At 54.7% G+C, this 15,307-nt stretch carries 14 protein-coding genes; 5 read left to right on the plus strand and 9 right to left on the minus strand.

All coding sequences use genetic code 11. The features are described 5' to 3' along the window. Positions 1-55: 55 nt before the first annotated feature. Positions 56-1,015 carry an ABC transporter substrate-binding protein gene (locus tag ROA7450_RS10160; RefSeq protein ID WP_085805593.1) on the minus strand — a complete coding sequence of 320 codons (960 nt, stop codon included), beginning with the start codon at positions 1,013-1,015 and terminating at the stop codon, positions 56-58. Between the two features lie 201 nt (positions 1,016-1,216). Here ROA7450_RS10160 and ROA7450_RS10165 point away from each other — a divergent pair, with 201 nt between their 5' ends. After that, positions 1,217-2,143, plus strand: a complete 927-nt coding sequence (locus tag ROA7450_RS10165) for a LysR substrate-binding domain-containing protein (RefSeq protein ID WP_085805594.1) — start codon at positions 1,217-1,219, stop codon at positions 2,141-2,143. Between the two features lie 17 nt (positions 2,144-2,160). On the opposite strand, the gene ROA7450_RS10170 is transcribed toward ROA7450_RS10165, so the two are convergent. After that, positions 2,161-3,117, minus strand: coding sequence for an isopenicillin N synthase family dioxygenase (locus ROA7450_RS10170; protein ID WP_085805595.1), 957 nt, complete (start codon positions 3,115-3,117; stop codon positions 2,161-2,163). Positions 3,118-3,347: 230 nt separating this feature from the next. On the opposite strand from ROA7450_RS10170, the gene ROA7450_RS10175 reads away from it, so the two are divergent. Next, complete coding sequence (locus ROA7450_RS10175) at positions 3,348-3,773, plus strand: group II truncated hemoglobin (RefSeq protein ID WP_085805596.1); 426 nt, start codon at positions 3,348-3,350, stop codon at positions 3,771-3,773. A 113-nt stretch (positions 3,774-3,886) separates the two neighbouring features. After that, entirely contained in the window at positions 3,887-6,223 is a 2,337-nt protein-coding gene (locus ROA7450_RS10180) for a Tex family protein (protein ID WP_085805597.1), read from the plus strand. Between the two features lie 63 nt (positions 6,224-6,286). On the opposite strand, the gene ROA7450_RS10185 is transcribed toward ROA7450_RS10180, so the two are convergent. From ROA7450_RS10185 to ROA7450_RS10210, 6 genes are read right to left on the minus strand one after another with little or no spacing between them, the layout of a single operon-like run. Continuing rightward, complete coding sequence (locus ROA7450_RS10185; protein ID WP_085805598.1) at positions 6,287-7,276, minus strand: ABC transporter substrate-binding protein; 990 nt, start codon at positions 7,274-7,276, stop codon at positions 6,287-6,289. A gap of 25 nt (positions 7,277-7,301) precedes the next feature. Next, positions 7,302-8,141: an ABC transporter permease gene (locus ROA7450_RS10190; protein ID WP_085805599.1), complete on the minus strand. Its 840-nt coding sequence runs from the start codon at positions 8,139-8,141 to the stop codon at positions 7,302-7,304. Then, positions 8,138-9,022, minus strand: coding sequence for an ABC transporter permease (locus tag ROA7450_RS10195; RefSeq protein ID WP_085805600.1), 885 nt, complete (start codon positions 9,020-9,022; stop codon positions 8,138-8,140). The genes ROA7450_RS10190 and ROA7450_RS10195 overlap by 4 nt, the downstream gene beginning before the upstream one ends. Then, complete coding sequence (locus ROA7450_RS10200; RefSeq protein ID WP_085805601.1) at positions 9,015-9,794, minus strand: ABC transporter ATP-binding protein; 780 nt, start codon at positions 9,792-9,794, stop codon at positions 9,015-9,017. Before ROA7450_RS10200 ends, ROA7450_RS10195 begins: the two co-directional genes overlap by 8 nt. Continuing rightward, positions 9,794-11,257, minus strand: a complete 1,464-nt coding sequence (gene hydA, locus ROA7450_RS10205) for a dihydropyrimidinase (RefSeq protein ID WP_085805602.1) — start codon at positions 11,255-11,257, stop codon at positions 9,794-9,796. The genes ROA7450_RS10200 and hydA overlap by 1 nt, the downstream gene beginning before the upstream one ends. Before the next feature lie 43 nt (positions 11,258-11,300). Further along, positions 11,301-12,551: a Zn-dependent hydrolase gene (locus tag ROA7450_RS10210; RefSeq protein ID WP_085805603.1), complete on the minus strand. Its 1,251-nt coding sequence runs from the start codon at positions 12,549-12,551 to the stop codon at positions 11,301-11,303. 105 nt (positions 12,552-12,656) lie between these two features. Here ROA7450_RS10210 and ROA7450_RS10215 point away from each other — a divergent pair, with 105 nt between their 5' ends. After that, a complete protein-coding gene (locus ROA7450_RS10215) occupies positions 12,657-13,295 on the plus strand; it encodes a TetR/AcrR family transcriptional regulator (protein WP_085805604.1) in 639 nt (212 codons plus the stop codon). Positions 13,296-13,317: 22 nt separating this feature from the next. Further along, complete coding sequence (locus ROA7450_RS10220; RefSeq protein ID WP_085805605.1) at positions 13,318-13,947, plus strand: TetR family transcriptional regulator C-terminal domain-containing protein; 630 nt, start codon at positions 13,318-13,320, stop codon at positions 13,945-13,947. Between the two features lie 39 nt (positions 13,948-13,986). Here the strand turns inward: ROA7450_RS10220 and preA are convergent, their stop codons facing one another. Next, complete coding sequence (gene preA / locus ROA7450_RS10225) at positions 13,987-15,291, minus strand: NAD-dependent dihydropyrimidine dehydrogenase subunit PreA (RefSeq protein ID WP_085805606.1); 1,305 nt, start codon at positions 15,289-15,291, stop codon at positions 13,987-13,989. Positions 15,292-15,307: the final 16 nt, after the last annotated feature.

The following is a 15,307-nucleotide window of genomic DNA, read 5'->3' on the forward strand; positions in this document are numbered from 1 at the left end:
GTTCGCCTGCCTCCAGAAGGGTGCAGAAGGCAGGCGATGTTTGGATGACAAGCGGTTAGCTTGCGCAGGCGTCGATCCAGGGCTGAACGACAGAATCTGCATTTTCACCCAACCATTCTTCGGCGGCCTCTTCAGGCTCCATTTCGTCAGTATCGACGAATTTGGCCATTTCGGCGATTTGCGGGTTGGTAAAGGAAATCTGGGTCAGCACGCAGTAGGCAGTTGGCCATTTCTCTTCCATGCCATCCCATGCGGCCTTCTTCAGATAGCCTTTGGCAGGATTGCCGCAGTCATAGGTGGCATCCGGGTTCGGGCCGACTGATGGATCTGTGTCACAGCCGTCGACCCACTCGGGGAACTCAACAAACTCGCCGGGCCAGACTGCCTCGGCAAAGTTCGGGGTCCAGTTGAAGACCACAACCGGGCGCTTGTCCGCTTCGGCGGCCCCAATTTCGGCCCAGAGAGCTGCGGCTGAGCCGGCATTCACAACGGTGAAATCCATGCCGAGTGCTGCAACACGCTCCTGACCATGCTTCAACCAGTCCACTGGCCCATCAAGATAACGGCCTTTGTCGCCGGTTTCAGCGGTCGCGAACAATGCGGCACAGTCATTGAGGGCCTCCCAGCTTGGCAGGCCGGGGCAGGCGTCCTTGGTCCACATCGGGTACCACCAGTCTTCGCGGGTGACGGCATCGTGGTCACCGGCGTCATGCAATCCACCTTTTTCAAGCGCGGCGCGGAAGGATGCGCCAAAGGCCCCTTCCCAGACTTCCATTTCAAGCGCGACATCGCCGAGGCGCACGGATTCATATACCGCCTGACTGTCCGTCGTGACGTATTCGACGTTGTTACCCATGGATTCGAAAATCTGACCGACAACGTTGCTCATGACAATTTGGCTGGACCAATTGTGTATTGGAATGACGATCGGATCACTGCTATCTTCGGCCATTACCGCGATCGGGCTGACCGCCATCGCAAGGCTTGCTAACGTCGCTTTGCTGAAAGTGTTCATTATGTTCTCCCTGAACGAATCTTTTTATCTGGCAGCGTTAGGTCCGCCGCTACTTCCAGTGTGCCAAAAAACGGGCCAATGGTGACCAAGAGTTTTGAGAGCCTTAGCCTCAAATAATTAGGGGCAAATTAAATTTTCCTGCTACAATCCCCAAAGGGATGATTCTGCTTGGAATTTCCAAGCGGTAAGAAGGGTACAAACATGCGCACGCAACGCAAAAGCTTGCCGCCGCTTGACTATTTTCTGGCGTTCGAAGTGACTGGCCGGACAGGGAGCTTTGCTGCAGCTGCAAGGGAGTTGAATATTTCCGAGTCGGCTGTGAGTCGCAAAGTGAAGCTTTTGGAAGAGTATTATCAAGCCAATCTATTCGTGCGTGGACACAGATCGATCACCATAACCTCAGAAGGGGCTGACCTGCTTCAGTCGAGTGCACGAGCATTGAATATATTGCGTGATGCCTCACAGGATCTGATGGCACGACATGAGGCCAATCCAGTATCGTTGGCCGCAACGAATTCGGTAGCGTCCTTGTGGCTGATGCCGCGATTGAATCGATTTAGTCAGGAACATCCAGATGTCAAAATCGGGTTGTTTTCCTCAGATGATGACGAAGAGTGCCTGGCCGAAACAAATGATTTAATCATCCTGCGTGGATCTGGGGACTGGCCTGGCTTTGAAGCAGAGCTTCTCTTCGGTGAAACGATCTTTCCTGTGTGCTCGCCGCAGTATCTGGAACAGCACGGTTCAGCCGCGACAGCGGAATCGATTGCGCAGCTTGACCTAATCGAAGTCTCAAACCTGCACACAGAGTGGATGAACTGGGCAATGTGGTTGCAGCGCAAGGATATCCCGAGAGAGGATTTTTCTAGGACCACGCAGTTTAATACCTACCCGCTGGCGATTCAGGCAGCGTTGGACGGACTGGGGATTGCCTTGGGGTGGAAACACCTGGTGGATCACCTGATTGAACAAGGTCGTCTTGTGCGCCCGCTTGGCAACATGTCAGTGCGCACAAGGGGCGGGTATTATTTGCTGGTCCCGCAGCATAAGGTCAGCTTTCCAGAACGCGAAACGGTCAGGGACTGGCTGCAACAGCTCAGCGCCACGAGGGATAGGTACTTACAGTGATGATCTGGGCGAGATAGCTACTGATCATCTTTCGTTAAGCTATGAGCTTCATATCCTGCTTCCAGTTCGCTGCGCAAAAATTCTCCGAAATTCAATGGTTTAAACTTTGGCGCCCCCGTACCGGGCAGGGGCGCGATATCCGTAGATACATGTGGATCGAAAAAGAATGGCACTGAGTAGCGTTCCCGCCCAGTAGTATTAATCACGCGGTGGGGCGTGGAACGCAGACACCCGTTTGACATCCGGTGCAACATGTCGCCGACATTGACTACCAACGCGCCCTCCATAGGCGGGGCATCAACCCAGTTGCCTGCGGGGGTTTGAACCTGCAGGCCACCGACGTCGTCTTGCGCCAGCAAGGTTAAGCAGCCAAAATCCTTGTGCGGGGCGGATCCATACAGATCTTCGGGCGCTTGCGGAGACTGTGGCGGATAATGTAACAGTCTTAGCCAGATCGTCGGAGTGTCAAAGGCCGATAGGATGCTTTTGTCTTTGATGTCCAGAGCATCGAACGCGAGGCGCATCAACTGTCGACCGAGGGTGCTCATCGCCGTGACGTAAGCCTCGCAGGCCTCACGAAATCCTTCGAGTTCTGGCCATTGATTGGAACCTGACAAGTAAACCTCAGGGTCCGTTTCGGTATCTTCACGCATCATCATGAAGGATGCGGACTGGTTCGGCTTGGTGACCTCTGCAAGATCGGAATTCACATCGGTGGAAGTGTTGATGGCGATGTAACCGCGATGCTGGCGGTTCAGGGCGATGGCGTTTTTGGTTTCAGCTGGAAGCGCATGGAACCTCTCAGAGGCGTTGAATATCGCTTCGCGCAATGCCGGGTCCACCCCGTGGTTTGTGATGTAGCCAAAACCAGTTTCGCCGTAGGCCTTGGCAAAGGCGCGCGCCAGTTCAGTGGTATCTTCGCCCGCGATTAGTGGGGCGAGGTCCAGCACAGGGATGTCTGTGAATTCAGTCATGGAAAGTCTCCTATAGATTTGCGTGGGAAAGAGGCAGGATTATGCCAGCTATCCCGCAAATCGCTTGCGTCGATGTGCGCTGTGGCGTTCCAACACCACGAGATGGAGAAATTCCAGATTGACTTTCATATGCAGACTCAAGGTGATGAGCGGGCTTATGTCAAGACACACGCGTCGTATTTGCGTTAGATCAAAGTCACGCTCATAAAGAGCCGGTAGGTGATTGAGTTATGAACATACAAACCACAACATTGCTGGAACGGATCGGCGGCGAGGCAGCGGTGCATCGGCTGGTGACCCGGTTCTATGATTTGATGGAATCTGAGCCTGCGGTTTATGAATTGTTCCGTCTGCATTTTCGCGGCCATGGGATGAACCACACTCGACAAGAGCAGTTCAATTTTCTGACAGGTTTCTTTGGGGGGCGTCGGCACTACCACGAAAAACACGGTCACATGAACCTGCGTGAAATTCACGAACACGTTCCAATTCGAGAGAAAGATGCGGAGATGTGGCTGGATCTTATGGACCGGGCAATAAGTGACTGTGAAATGAACGGGCCGGATGTTGAGAAAATCCGCACAGCCTTGCGGCGTGCAGCGTTGTCCTTGGTCAATGATGTGCCCGATTGGCGGGAAAATTCAACGTCAGCATAGATAATTCAATCGCCGCATTTGCTTGCGGTGTGGTTTGGCAGCTTGCGGAATTCCCTCTTGGCGTAGCCCATCAAGCTGGCTAAACCGGAACTCCACTTATATTGGAGCCGACTTTGCACACCACTGCACCCGCCCCTTCGGATGAACGGATTTTTCGCACAATTGCCGCTGATATTTCGGCCTCTGAACCTCAGGTCATAGCTGCAGTTGGCTTGCTGGATGAAGGCGCGACAGTGCCGTTTGTCGCCCGCTACCGAAAAGAAGTGACCGGCGGTCTGGATGACACGCAGTTGCGCCTGTTGTCGGATCGGTTGACTTACTTGCGCGAGCTTGAAGCCCGACGGGGAACGATCTTGAACTCTATTAAGGAGCAAGGGAAGCTTACTGATGATCTGGCAAAATCCATCGCCGGGGCAACCAGCAAGGCGGCGCTCGAAGACATTTATCTGCCGTACAAGCCAAAGCGCCGCACCAAGGCGATGATCGCGCGCGAAAACGGGTTGGAGCCTTTGCTGCGTGCGATTCAAGCTGATCGGGTTACCGCCCCCGAAGATCAGGCGCAAAATTACCTTACAGATGACGTTACAACGGTCAAAGACGCCCTGAATGGTGCGCGCGATATTTTGACCGAAGAGCTGTCAGAGAACGCGGATCTTTTGGGCAACCTGCGAGAATTCATGCGCCAAGAGGCGTTTATTTCAGCGAAACTGGTGCCCGGCAAAGAACAGGATGGCGCGAAGTTTTCCGACTATTTTGACCACCGCGAAAAATGGGCCGATATCCCGTCGCACCGCGCCTTGGCGATCCTCCGGGCGGCCAAGGAAGAGGTGGTCACAATGGAAATCGCCCCAGACGCCGAAGTGGGGGAACCACGCGCCATTGCGACGATTGCCGCCACGATGAACACAGCAGGGGAACAGCCCGGCGATCTATGGTTGCGGGACGTGGCACGGTGGACCTGGCGGGTGAAACTGTCGCTCTCGCTCTACATTGATCTGTTGTCAGAGCTGCGCCAACGCGCGCATGAAGAGGCCATCGCGGTCTTTTCCCGAAACCTCAAAGACCTTTTGCTGGCAGCTCCTGCCGGGGCGCGGGCAACTCTGGGCCTTGATCCGGGGATCCGCACCGGTGTTAAAGCGGCAGTGGTGGATGCCACGGGCAAGGTGCTTGAGACAGCAACGCTCTATCCGTTTCAGCCCAAGATGGATGTGCGTGGATCCGAGGCGAAGATCATTGATTTGGTCACACGCCACGGCGTGGAACTGGTGGCCATCGGCAATGGCACAGCCAGCCGAGAAACCGAACGGCTAGTGGGTGACACGCTAAAACTGCTTCCAAGCGGGATCAAAGCCCCGACCAAGGTTGTTGTGTCGGAGGCAGGGGCCTCGGTTTATTCGGCGTCAGAGCTCGCGGCGCAGGAATTCCCTGATCTGGATGTGTCCTTGCGTGGTGCGGTGTCGATCGCGCGTCGTCTACAGGACCCACTGGCCGAGCTGGTGAAAATCACCCCACAAAGCATTGGCGTTGGGCAGTATCAGCACGATGTTGATCAGCGTCGGTTGAGCGTAGCGCTTGAGGCAGTGGTCGAAGATGCGGTGAACGCAGTGGGCGTCGATCTTAATATGGCCTCGGCCCCACTATTGGCACAGGTTGCGGGGCTTGGGCTCTCTTTGGCTAGCGCGATAGTTTTCCACCGCGATCTGCACGGTGCTTTTAAATCCCGTAGTGCGTTGCTTGACGTTTCGGGCCTTGGGCCTAAGGCCTTCGAGCAATGTGCAGGATTCTTACGCATCCGCGATGGGGAAGAGCCGCTTGATGCTTCGTCGGTTCACCCAGAAGCCTATGATGTCGCCCGGCGTGTGATTTCTGCTTGCGGTCGTGACATTCGCGATATCATGGGGAGCGGCACGGCGCTGCGTTCTTTGCGTGCCCAGGATTTTGTAACCGAGGTTTTTGGTCTGCCGACCGTTCGCGACATTTTTGAAGAACTGGAAAAACCGGGCCGCGATCCACGACCTGAGTTCAAGACCGCCAGCTTCACGGATGGGGTTGAGGACATCAAAGATCTTAAACCCGGCATGTCGCTCGAAGGAACTGTCACCAACGTTGCCGCCTTTGGTGCCTTTGTGGACATCGGCGTGCATCAGGATGGCTTGGTGCATGTCAGCCAATTGGCGGATCGTTTTGTCAAAGACCCGCATGAGGTGGTCAAAACTGGTGATGTGGTCAAGGTCCGTGTGACCGAGGTTGATATTCCACGTAAACGCATTGGCCTGACGATGCGCAAAACTGTCGATAAATCCCAAGGAAAAGCACCGCAGGGGCGTGGCAAGATGCCGAACAAGGACAAGATGTCAGCAGGCCCGAAGTCCGCAAAACCGCGCAACTCGGATGCTGGGAACGGTGCACTTGGCGCAGCGCTACTAAATGCGATGAAACAAAAAGATTGATGAAGTTTTCAGGTAGGCGGTGGTTTCTTAACTCACCGCCTACGCTGGCTTTTGTGACTGAACTTAGTTCAGTGCCGCATCCGTAATCTCATGCGTCCAAGCGCCCTCTGGCGCTTTAGTGATCACCGGATCTGATCCGCCTTCAAGCAGAGACTGAACCGTGCGCTCGTAGTCGGCAACATCCAGCGCGCCGTTTGAACCCGCTGTCAGCTTGGCCACTTCGGACATCATGCGACGCTGATGTTTTTCGGTTTGCGCGCCCGAGGCATCGTTGTCCAACACGATATCTGCGGCCTCATCCGGGTTTTCCTCGGCATATTTCCAGCCTTTCATCGAGGCACGAACAAAGCGTACCATTTTGTCTTTGAAGGCCTCGTCCTTGAGGTTCTCGCCCAGCACATACATGCCGTCTTCGAGCGTGGAGACGCCTTCATCTTCGTATTTGAAGACAACCAGTTCCTCTGGCGTCAGACCCGCATCAATGATCTGCCAGTATTCATTGTATGTCATGGTCGACACGCAAGCCGCCTGACCTTGCAGGATCGGGTCAACGTTGAAGCCCTGCTTCAGCACCGTGACGCCACCATCGGAACCATCAGTTTTCAGGCCAAGCTTGTTCATCCAGCTCAGGAACGGGTATTCATTGCCGAAGAACCAGACACCCAGTGTTTTGTCCGCAAAATCAGCCGGGGTCTCGACACCCGCATCCTTGCGACAGGTCAGCATCATCCCCGATGATTTGAACGGCTGCGCGATGTTGACCAAATCAAGACCTTTCTCACGCGACGCCAAGGCCGATGGCATCCAGTCAAGCACGACATCCGCGCCGCCGCCCGCAATCACCTGCGCCGGGGCGATATCCGGGCCGCCGGGTTTGATGGTGACGTTCAGGCCTTCTTCCTCGTAAAACCCTTTGTCGAGCGCGACATAGTACCCAGCGAACTGCGCCTGCGTGACCCATTTGAGCTGCAGCGTGACATCGTCAGCTGCTTGCGCAGCTGAGGCCCCAAATAGGAATGCGCTGGCGATAGCGCCCTTTATCAAATTCTTCATGCTTTCTCTCCTTGTTGGTAGCGTTCTAATTTCTTTGCGATGGGTGCCAGAAAGTGACTGCTTTCTCGATTAGGGCCATCGTCCCGTAAAATGCCGACCCGGCAAGAGCCGCCACAGTAATTTCTGCCCAAACCATATCGAGCGAGAGTCGCCCGACTTCGGTTGATATGCGGAATCCCATGCCGCGAATGGGGGAGCCGAAAAATTCGGCCACAATGGCCCCAATAAGAGCCAAAGTTGTACAAATTTTCAAACCATTAAATATGAACGGCATTGCCGCAGGCAGTTTCAGCTTAAGCAGGTTTTGCCAATAGCTTGCCGCATAGGTCTTCATCAGGTCATCCTGAAACTTGTCCTTGGCGTTGAGCCCGGCAACGGTGTTCACCAGCATCGGAAAGAACACCATGATCACAACCACAGCGGCCTTTGACTGCCAATCAAAGCCGAACCACATGACCAAAATCGGCGCCATGCCGATGATGGGCAGGGCCGCGACAAAGTTCCCGATCGGCAGCAGACCGCGTTTAAGGAAATCAGAACGATCCACAGCGATGGCCGTCAGAAACGCAGCTGAACAGCCAATGAAATAGCCCGAAAGCGCACCTTTGATGAAGGTCTGGACAAAGTCCTCCCACAGGATCGGCAGGCTTGTGGCAAACCGCTGGGCGATCATACTGGGCGGGGGTAGTAAGATGGGGCTGATGGAAAAGCCGCGCACCAATCCCTCCCACAACACCAGCAAAGTGATACCAAAGAGGGTCGGTACGAGGATCTTTGTCAGCTGCGTTTGTGGACCTGCAGCCAGCCGCACATTCACGGCCCACATTGCCCCCCAGAAGATCAGAACGAAGAGGATCCAGATCATTGCTGCATCCCCATTCTTTTGAGCGTGGCCCGCTCGATCACCCCGATCAGGGCAACAAGCGCAGCGGCCAGCACGGCGGCACAAATCAGAGCGCTCCAGATCTGGATGGTTTGGCCATAATAGCTCCCGGCCAGCAGACGAGCGCCAAGACCTGCGACCGCACCAGTTGGAAGTTCGCCCACGATGGCTCCGACAAGCGATGCCGCAATCGCGATTTTAAGCGAGGCAAAGAAATAGGGCATCGAACTGGGCAGGCGGAGCTTCCAAAACGTTGTGTTGTTGGAGGCATTCCACGTGCGCATCTGATCAAGCTGCATGTGATCTGGTGCGCGCAGGCCTTTGACCATACCAACAACAACCGGGAAAAATGACAGATACATTGAAATGATTGCCTTGGGTAAAAGTCCCGAAACGCCCACCGCGTTGAGAACGACAATCACCATCGGAGCCACTGCAAGGATGGGGATGGTCTGGCTGGTGATCACCCACGGCATGACCGACATGTCCATTGCACGACTATGGACGATGCCAACCGCCAGCAAAACGCCTAAAGCGGTGCCAAAGACGAAACCTAAAAGCGTTGCTGAAAGCGTGATCCAGCCATGCCAGATCAGCGAGCGCTTTGAAGTGATCTTCTTCAGAACGGTTGTTTTGTAGATCTCTTGGGCGACCTGATGTGGCGCGGGTAACAGGGGTTTTTCCTGAGACATCGTGTCTGAGACAAGCTCAGAAAACGTCAGCTCCGTTCCTGCACGCGCCGCTTTGTCTTTGGCCCAAGCTGCGTTGAGCGCAACTGCAGCCCCATACCAAACCGCGATCAGCACAAGCAGGATGCACAAAACAGGGCCTGCCTTATGCCAAAATGATGCGAGCCTAGTCATAGGCATGCCCTGCGCGCAAGCCTTCGCGCACGCGGTGCGCGATATCCGCAAACTCCTGCGTTTCGCGAATGTCGAGGGTCCGGTCACGTGGCAAAGTGCTGTCGATCACGTCAGCAATCCGCCCCGGACGCGGGGACATGACCACGATCTTTGTCGATAGAAAAACGGCTTCAGGGATGGAATGAGTCACGAAGCCAATGGTTTTCTCAGTTCGAGCCCACAGTTTGAGCAGCTGCTCGTTCAGGTGATCGCGTACAATTTCATCCAATGCACCAAACGGCTCGTCCATCAACAGAATATCGGCATCAAACGCAAGGGCGCGCGCAATACTTGCGCGCTGCTGCATCCCACCGGAAAGCTGCCAGGGGAATTTCTTGTCGAACCCCTCCAGTTCGACCAGTTCCAACACGTTGGCAACGCGCTTAGCCTGTTCCTCCCTACTGTAGCCCATGATCTCCAATGGCAGACGAATGTTGCCACCTATCGTGCGCCACGGGTACAGGCCAGCCGCTTGGAAGACATAGCCGTAAGCGCGTTTCATGCGCGCCTCGGCCGGGGACATGCCGTTCACAGTGACCGTGCCGCTGGTTGGCGTTTCCAGATCAGCCATCACCCGCAGAAAAGTGGTCTTGCCACAGCCCGAGGGGCCAATGAACGAGACAAAATCACCCTTATCGATATCGAGATTGATATCTTTCAACGCGTGTACTGGCCCATCGTTGGTCTGAAAGGTCAGCGACAGGTTTTGTGCCGAGATTACCGTTTGGTTCATTAGATGCCTGCAGGAATATTAAGCGGATCACGCTGGATAGCGCGAGGCGAATTCAGTGCTTTCCACTGGCTTAGCGCCTTTGACGCTGATGAGAACGCCGGGCGTGGCACAAACCGGCCACGACCGGGCTGTGGCTGGCTGTTACGCCCCCAGGCCCAGATCACATCACCCCGGCTGAGCGTGTAACGCGACTGTGCTTTAACCTCGAACCCTTCAAAGACATTGTAATCCAGCACCGAGTGGTGATTGCTTGGGCTGATGGTTTTGCTGATCTTCGGGTCCCAGACTACGATGTCGGCATCTGCGCCCTCAACAATCGCGCCTTTCTTGGGGTAGATGTTCAAAATCTTCGCAACATTGGTTGAGGTCGAGGCAACAAACTCTTCTTTGGTCAGGCGACCGGTTTCGACACCTTCGGTCCAAAGTACGGCTAACCGTTCTTCCAGTCCATTGGACCCATTTGGAATAATCCGGAAATCATCGCGACCCGCGCGTTTTTGCTCGGTGTTGAATGCTGCATGGTCCGTTGCCACAACCTGCAGAGACCCCGCTTGCAATCCTGCCCAAAGGCTATCTTGGTGATCTTTTGAACGGAACGGCGGGCTCATGACACGGCGGGCGGCATGGTCCCAGTCTTTGTTGAAGTATTCGCTTTCATCCAAGGTCAGAAATTGGATCAGCGGCTCTCCATAGACACGCATCCCTTTTTGACGGGCCCTGCGGATGGCCTCGTGAGTTTGCTCGCAGGACACATGCACGATGTAGAGCGGCACACCTGCCGTATCTGCGATGGTGATTGCGCGATTGGCCGCTTCGCCTTCCAATTCGGGAGGACGCGAATAGGCATGACCTTCGGGGCCGGTGATGCCCTGATCAAAGTACTTTTGCTGTAGTTCAGCGACCAGATCGCCGTTTTCTGCATGCACCATCGGCAATGCGCCCAGTTCGGCGCAGCGCTTGAACGAGGCAAACATTTCATCGTCTTCGATCATCAAGGCACCTTTGTAGGCCATGAAGTGTTTGAAGCTGTTCACGCCCATCTCAACAGCGTCTTTCATGCCGTTAAAAACACCTTCGTCCCAGCCGGTGATCGCCATGTGATAGCCAACGTCAGAACAAATCTGCGGCGCAGATTTCCTGTGCCATTCATTGATGGCGTTCTTCAGATCTCCATCAGCCCCAGGCAGGCAAAAATCGACAACCATCGTTGTGCCGCCAACGGCTGCGGCCCATGTGCCACTTTCAAAGGTTTCTGCGGCGGTGGTTCCCATAAATGGCATTTCAAGGTGCGTATGCGGATCAATCCCACCGGGAATGACATAAGCGCCTTCAGCGTCGATATATTCGTCGCCCTTCAGGCCCTGACCGATCTGCTTGATCACTTCGCCTTCGATCAGGACATCGGCCTCATAGCTGCGATCAGCCGTGCAGACGGTGCCGCCTTTGATGACTTTGGTTTTCATTTGCGTATCTCCCTAGGGTCTGGCTGATGACGGCTCGCATTGCTCACTCAACAATCTGCGCCGTTTCAACAACCGCATGCAAAAGGACATCCGTGCCTGCGGTCGCCCATTCTATTGATATTTCTTCCGCCTCATTATGGCTCAGCCCGTCAACACAAGGGCACATGACCATCGCAGTTGGGGCCATGCGATTGATCCAGCAGGCATCATGACCCGCACCTGAAATCAGATTGGTGTGCGAATAACCCAGCCGTTCGGCGGCATCACGCACGGCGGTTACGCAGCCTTCATCAAAGGTGACGGGATCAAACCCGCCAACTTTTTCAAACTCAATTCCCAACCCCATGTCATCGGCGATTTCCCGGGCCTCGACACGCAGGCGTGCTTCCATATCTTCGATCACGCTCAGGTCAGGTGACCGGAAGTCCACCGTAAAGACCGCCTGACCGGGGATCACGTTGCGAGAATTCGGGTAAACATCAATGTGGCCCGCAGCACCCACGGCATGTGGCGCATGGGACCACGCGATTTCATCGACCTTCTCAAGCACACGCGCCATGCCCAACCCGGCATTCTTGCGCAGCGGCATCGGGGTTGACCCTGTGTGGCTGTCTTTGCCGGTGATGGTGACCTGCGTCCAGCTCAGACCCTGACCATGGGTCACAACACCAATATCCTTTTCTCCGGCTTCCAGAATCGGACCTTGTTCGATGTGAAGCTCAAAAAACGCATGCATCTTACGGGCGCCGACCTCTTCGTCACCTCGCCAGCCGATGCGCTTTAGTTCATCACCGAAGGTTTTGCCCTCTGCGTCTTCCCGCTCGTACGCCCAGTCTTGTGTGTGAATGCCGGCAAAGACACCTGACGACAGCATCGCCGGGGCAAAGCGCGTGCCTTCTTCGTTCGTCCAGTTGGTCACAACAATCGGGTGTTTGGTCTTGATGCCAAGGTCATTCAGCGAGCGCAGGATTTCCAAACCGCTCAGCACCCCCAATACGCCATCATACTTGCCGCCAGTGGGTTGGGTATCAAGGTGCGAGCCAACATAGACCGGCAGCGCATCTGGATCAGTGCCACCCCAGGACGCGAACATGTTGCCCATCTGGTCCAAGCCCATGGTGCAGCCCGCATCTTCGCACCATTTCTGGAACAGCGCGCGCCCTTCGGCATCTTCGTCGGTCAGCGTCTGGCGGTTGTTACCACCGGCAACGCCCGGGCCGATCTTGGCCATTTCCATCAAGCTGTCCCACAGGCGATCACCGTTGACACGCAGGTTCGAGTTTAGGTTTGGCATCTGTTCCCCCCCCGAGGAGATTTCTTGACGGATTATTTTTTGACTATATGGTCAAGTATTGTAGAGACCTGTCCAATCGGTCAAGTTTTATTTGAAAGAAATCGAGTGTCCGCTGAGCCTGTTTTAACCCGAAGTTCTGCCAAACGATCACAGAAAGAAAAGGCGATCCTGAAAGCAGCTGAAAAGGTGTTTGCAGAACTGGGCTATGCCGGGGCCACGACGCAGTTGATCGCGGATGCCGCCAGCCTGCCAAAGGCCAATGTGCACTACTATTTCAAAACCAAACAAGAGATCTATCGACGCGTCGTTTACAACATCTTTGATATCTGGATGGAGGCGGCGGCCGTTTTTGACACGGACCTTGGTCCCAAAGAATCTTTAAGCCGGTATATCGACAAGAAAATGGATCTGGCCCGCAGCCATCCAGACGGGTCAAAGGTTTGGGCCGCCGAGATCATGCAAGGTGCCCCGATCATTCAGGATTATCTTGAAGGCGAGCTGTTGGAATGGGCCAATGACCGCAGCGCGCATATCCAGCGCTGGATTGCCAACGGGGAAATGGATCCGATTGATCCGGCGCACCTGCTGTACATGATTTGGTCGACAACGCAGCACTATGCCGATTTCGGTCATCAGATAAACACGCTGAACGGCGGCAAACCCTTGGGCGATGCACAATGGAATGCCGCGAAACTATCGATTAAGACCGTAATCCTGAAAGGCGTCGGTCTTTCCGTGGAATAAAGTAAAAGGTATCATTCTCTCTATGGCCCGTTCGCAGACCACCCGAAAGCCAACCCGCATCCAACGGGAAAAAACCAATTCCATTCTGGAGGCGGCCTTGGATGTGTTTTCAGACAATGGTTTCCGAGGCTCGACGATTGATATGATCGCGGTGCGCGCTGGCCTGTCCAAGCCCAATATTCTGTATTATTTCGATAGCAAGGAAGCCATCCACAAGGCTCTGCTTGCGGGGCTGTTGGAGACATGGCTGGCCCCGTTGGAGGAAATGGACGAAGACGGTGATCCGATTGAAGAAATCTGCAAGTACGTCGCGTTGAAACTGAAGATGTCGCAGAATTTCCCACGCGAAAGCAAACTATTTGCCAATGAGGTTCTACAAGGCGCGCCGCATATCCTGCCCGAAATCAAGGGTGGCTTGAAAGATCTGGTGTCAACCAAGGCGAGCGCAATTGCGCGCTGGGCCGAAGAAGGGAAAATCGCGAACATCGACCCTTATCATCTGTTCTTTTCGATCTGGGCAACCACACAGCACTATGCGGATTTTGATATACAGGTGCGCTCTGTTCTGGATGATGGCAAGGACCCGTTTGAAACAGCCGGGCCGTTTCTGGACAACATGTTCCGGGCGATGCTGGAGCCGAAGGCAAGCTGACCGGCGAAGATGCCGGCCGGCTTGGGAAACAACCGCAAATTACTCAGCTGCCACCGCGCTTGGATTGTTGGGGTGCGTTGTCCAATCACCATGCTCTTTTTCTATGACACGGTCAGTGCGCGGATCGATGCTGCCGGGGGCCTGCTCGACCATGGTGATGCAATTCTCGACCGGGCAGACCTCAACACACAGGTTGCAGGCCACGCATTCCGTGTCATCGACAGTGAAAGTGCGGTCTTCTGACATCAGAATCGCCTGATGCGACGTGTCTTCACAGGCGGCATAACAGCGCCCACACTTGATACAATCATCCTGATTGATCGAGGCTTTGGTGACATAGTTAAGGTTCAGATATTGCCAATCGGTGACATTTGGAACGGCCATGCCGACAAAGTCATCAATCGAAGTATGACCCTTTTCATCCATCCATTGCGACAGACCGCTGATCATCTCCTTCACCACATTAAACCCATAGGTCATGGCCGCCGTGCACACCTGCACATTACCGCAACCCAAGGCGATATATTCGGCCGCGTCACGCCATGTTGTAATACCGCCAATACCGGATATGGGCAGGCCCGACGTTTCAGGAGAGCGTGCAATTTCCGCCACCATATTCATCGCAATCGGTTTGACCGCAGGGCCGCAATATCCGCCGTGTGTTCCCTTACCATCGATGCTTGGCTGCGGTGCCATTGTGTCAAGATCAACAGAAATGATCGAGTTGATTGTGTTGATCAGGGAGACCGCATCCGCACCGCCCGCTTTGGCGGCGGCGGCAGGTTTAAGGATATCAGTTATGTTGGGTGTCAGCTTCACGATCACGGGCTTGGAGTAATATTGCTTACACCAACGCGTCACCATCTCGATGTACTCGGGAACCTGCCCAACGGCGGAGCCCATACCGCGTTCAGCCATGCCGTGCGGGCAGCCAAAATTTAGCTCAATGCCATCTGCCCCAGTTTCCTCGACCAGTGGTAGGATCTCTTTCCACGCGCCCTCTTCACAGGGCACCATTAGTGATACGACGATGGCACGATCAGGATAGTCTGTCTTGACACGTTTGATTTCTTCAAGGTTCTGATAAAGATCGCGGTCCGTGATCAGCTCGATGTTGTTAAGCCCCAACACGCGGCGATCGGCACCATGTACCACGCCATACCGCGGTCCGTTTACGTTAACGACCGGTGGCCCTTCTGAGCCAAGGGTTTTCCAAACGACACCGCCCCATCCTGCCTCAAAAGCGCGTCTGACGTTGTACTCTTTGTCGGTTGGTGGAGCAGAGGCCAGCCAAAACGGATTTGGTGATTTGATGCCAAGAAAATTACAGGACAGATCTGCCATTGAATTACCCTCGCTT

The organism is Roseovarius albus (assembly GCF_900172335.1).
Taxonomy (GTDB): domain Bacteria; phylum Pseudomonadota; class Alphaproteobacteria; order Rhodobacterales; family Rhodobacteraceae; genus Roseovarius; species Roseovarius albus.

Bases quoted from the DNA above. Each gene is read 5' to 3' on its own strand.
- ROA7450_RS10210 (WP_085805603.1), bottom strand. From the start codon at position 12,551: ATGCCAAACCTAAACTCGAACCTGCGTGTCAACGGTGATCGCCTGTGG.
- ROA7450_RS10175 (WP_085805596.1), top strand. From the start codon at position 3,348: ATGAACATACAAACCACAACATTGCTGGAACGGATCGGCGGCGAGGCA.
- ROA7450_RS10185 (WP_085805598.1), bottom strand. From the start codon at position 7,276: ATGAAGAATTTGATAAAGGGCGCTATCGCCAGCGCATTCCTATTTGGG.
- ROA7450_RS10170 (WP_085805595.1), bottom strand. From the start codon at position 3,117: ATGACTGAATTCACAGACATCCCTGTGCTGGACCTCGCCCCACTAATC.
- ROA7450_RS10200 (WP_085805601.1), bottom strand. From the start codon at position 9,794: ATGAACCAAACGGTAATCTCGGCACAAAACCTGTCGCTGACCTTTCAG.
- preA (WP_085805606.1), bottom strand. From the start codon at position 15,291: ATGGCAGATCTGTCCTGTAATTTTCTTGGCATCAAATCACCAAATCCG.
- ROA7450_RS10195 (WP_085805600.1), bottom strand. From the start codon at position 9,022: ATGACTAGGCTCGCATCATTTTGGCATAAGGCAGGCCCTGTTTTGTGC.
- ROA7450_RS10160 (WP_085805593.1), bottom strand. From the start codon at position 1,015: ATGAACACTTTCAGCAAAGCGACGTTAGCAAGCCTTGCGATGGCGGTC.
- ROA7450_RS10165 (WP_085805594.1), top strand. From the start codon at position 1,217: ATGCGCACGCAACGCAAAAGCTTGCCGCCGCTTGACTATTTTCTGGCG.
- ROA7450_RS10220 (WP_085805605.1), top strand. From the start codon at position 13,318: ATGGCCCGTTCGCAGACCACCCGAAAGCCAACCCGCATCCAACGGGAA.
- hydA (WP_085805602.1), bottom strand. From the start codon at position 11,257: ATGAAAACCAAAGTCATCAAAGGCGGCACCGTCTGCACGGCTGATCGC.
- ROA7450_RS10190 (WP_085805599.1), bottom strand. From the start codon at position 8,141: ATGATCTGGATCCTCTTCGTTCTGATCTTCTGGGGGGCAATGTGGGCC.